This window comes from Tunicatimonas sp. (assembly GCF_049647865.1).
GTDB lineage: Bacteria > Bacteroidota > Bacteroidia > Cytophagales > Cyclobacteriaceae > Tunicatimonas.
In genome coordinates this window covers 1-2,365 of record NZ_JBARYM010000476.1, presented here as the reverse complement: position 1 = coordinate 2,365, position 2,365 = coordinate 1, and the positions used below count along the sequence as shown (strand labels likewise).

3 protein-coding genes are annotated in these 2,365 nt (G+C 46.5%); all 3 read right to left on the bottom strand.

Annotated elements, in window-relative coordinates; genetic code table 11:
• Window positions 1–139: 139 nt before the first annotated feature.
• Window positions 140–853, bottom strand: a complete 714-nt coding sequence (locus WBA23_RS14145; protein WP_424582927.1) for a pirin family protein — start codon at window positions 851–853, stop codon at window positions 140–142.
• Between the two features lie 166 nt (window positions 854–1,019).
• The gene (locus WBA23_RS14140) at window positions 1,020–1,889 is read right to left on the bottom strand and encodes a helix-turn-helix domain-containing protein (RefSeq protein WP_424582926.1); all 870 of its coding nucleotides are present in this window, start codon (window positions 1,887–1,889) and stop codon (window positions 1,020–1,022) included.
• Between the two features lie 2 nt (window positions 1,890–1,891).
• The coding region (locus WBA23_RS14135) for a DUF4241 domain-containing protein (protein ID WP_424582925.1) at window positions 1,892–2,365 on the bottom strand (474 nt) is incomplete at its 5' end.

Below are 2,365 nucleotides of genomic sequence, written 5' to 3'. Positions count from 1 at the left end.
AAAATTCGCGTAGCTACGGCTATGCTCATTTTTTGCGCCTCTGTCTAGGACAAATTTCACGACTGCCTGAACCCAAATTTTAAACATTGACAAAGCACTAGCGTACATTTCAAACGCGCACTAGCTTCTTAGTCACAAATTAGTTAACTGACATCGGAATGTCCATTAGCAACACTTCCGTATCGCTATCCGCTTGGAAAGTAACTTTATCGGTATCCCAAATGCCTAAACCGTCACGCTGGTGTAGCGTTTGATCGGCTACAGTCACGTTACCTTTCAGTACAAATATATATACGCCATTTCCAGATTGAGAAATTTTGTAATCTAGCGTAGTGCCTTCGGTTAAGTTGCCTAACGAGAAGTACGCATCCTGATTAATCCATACGGCTCCTTCTTCGGTGGGCGAGACTACTCGCTGCCAACGGTTCACCCGATCTTCCGGCTTAAAGGTAATCTGATCGTAACGAGGCTCAATATTTTTCTCTTTGGGGAATACCCAGATTTGTAGAAAATTCACCGGCTTCTCCTTACTGTGATTGTACTCCGAGTGAGAAACTCCAGTGCCGGCACTCATAATTTGCACATCGTTCTGGTGGATCACGGTTTTGCTACCCATACTGTCTTTGTGTTCCAACGACCCTTCCAGTGGGATGGAGATGATTTCCATGTTATCATGCGGGTGCGTGCCAAAGCCCATACCGCCTTGCACCACATCGTCGTTCAGTACCCGAAGCACTCCAAAATGAACTCGCTCGGGATTATGATAGCGGGCGAAACTAAAAGTATGACGACTGTTTAACCAACCGTGATTAGCGTGTCCGCGAGTTTCGGCTTTATGTAATATCGTTTTCATAATTTTATCTGGTTTATTGATTTCAACTACTCATACTAACGCAGCCAATAAGTGTTTGATCGCGACAAAATCGGGGAAAGGATGGTAAAAACCAGGGAACGTAGTGTGGTATGTAAGGTAGATGGTGAACGGTTAAGGGTAAAAATGCTTTTTAACCGTTTACTCTTTACCGAAACTGAGTTGCTTTGAACTCAGAAAGAGACTGCCCGGTTTGGGCGCGAAAAAACTTGGTAAAGTGGGATGGGTCGCGGAAGCCAAGATTATGAGCAAGTTCTTTGGTGGTGATTGCTTCAAAAGCGGCGCGCCGTTTAGCTTCCAGCGTGAGTCGTCGTTGGATGTATTCTTTAGCCGTTTGTCCTAGCAGCGAGCGAACCACATCGTTCAGGTGATTAGGCGTGATAAATAGTTGCTCGGCGTATTCGTTTACTTTGTGCCACTCAGTAATATGAGATTCTACCAACTGCTTAAACTGGCGAAGAATGGTTTGTCCGGCTTGCAACTGCTGCGGGTCGGCGAGTGCCAAATCGCAGGCATTATTACAGGCAATTAAAAATAGTTTTAACCAGGCTCCTAACGCTTCGTAGCGGTAATCTAGTAGCTGCTGGGCTTGCTGCATCTGTTCTACGTAAAGTTGCAGAGTGCCTCTTAGAGGTTTAGAAACAGCGAGCGGTGGGTTTTCTTCGCAGGTGCGGAAAATCTTAAGCTGATCGATAAACTCCTCGCGAATACCGTTCATCTGCAAGAAATCGGGGGTAAACAATAGTACTACTCCGGTAGGTTGAGCGTTGGTACGTACCTGATGGACCTGCCCCGGACTGATGAAGAAAATATGGTCAGGCTTAATCTCGTAGTTAACGAAATCAATCATATGGGTACCTGTAGCGTTGAACGGCCACAAAATGGTATAGTAGAAGTGCCGGTGTGGCTGATCCGGTTGCCCCTGATGAGCTTGATCAGTGGCTTCCATCGTACGAAGCGAAAACGGAGCCGCTTGTTGGTCTTGCTGTAATTGGTAATTGGGCAGCCCGTTAGCCATCGCTATTCATCTTCTTCAAACAAAGCGAAGTCTACTAGTAATCGGCAGATTTTTCCTTGCTCATCGTGACCAATATAGGTTGAATACGTTCCGGCCCCATCGCCCGATGAACAGGCTACTAGGTTGCCACTTTCTAGTTCTAATTCAGCCCAGGCCCGGTCGTCTTCGTAAGTTTCGTCGAGCGTATCGTTTAGTCTATTCATGATAGCTTCTCGTTCTTCACCGTCAATGGTAGGCAAGTCAGCCAGTACGTTACCATCGGCTAGCACAAATATCCCTGATTCTACCAGCGTACTTACGTTAGCATTATCGCCCGTGTAGGCTACCGGTTCCCAGCGCTGCGGAGGATTCTCGCTAAATTTAATACGTAGGTAGCCAATAATTTCCTCTCCTTCCACAAACTCAGCAATAGCTACCTCAGCCGGAAATTTGCCGGTAGGAAAAGACTCAGTGAGTTGCAGCGCATCAGAAGCGCG

What these genes read in the sequence shown, in the direction of transcription:
- WBA23_RS14140 (WP_424582926.1), bottom strand. Translation starts at nt 1,889, where the DNA reads ATGGCTAACGGGCTGCCCAATTACCAATTACAGCAAGACCAACAAGCG.
- WBA23_RS14145 (WP_424582927.1), bottom strand. Translation starts at nt 853, where the DNA reads ATGAAAACGATATTACATAAAGCCGAAACTCGCGGACACGCTAATCAC.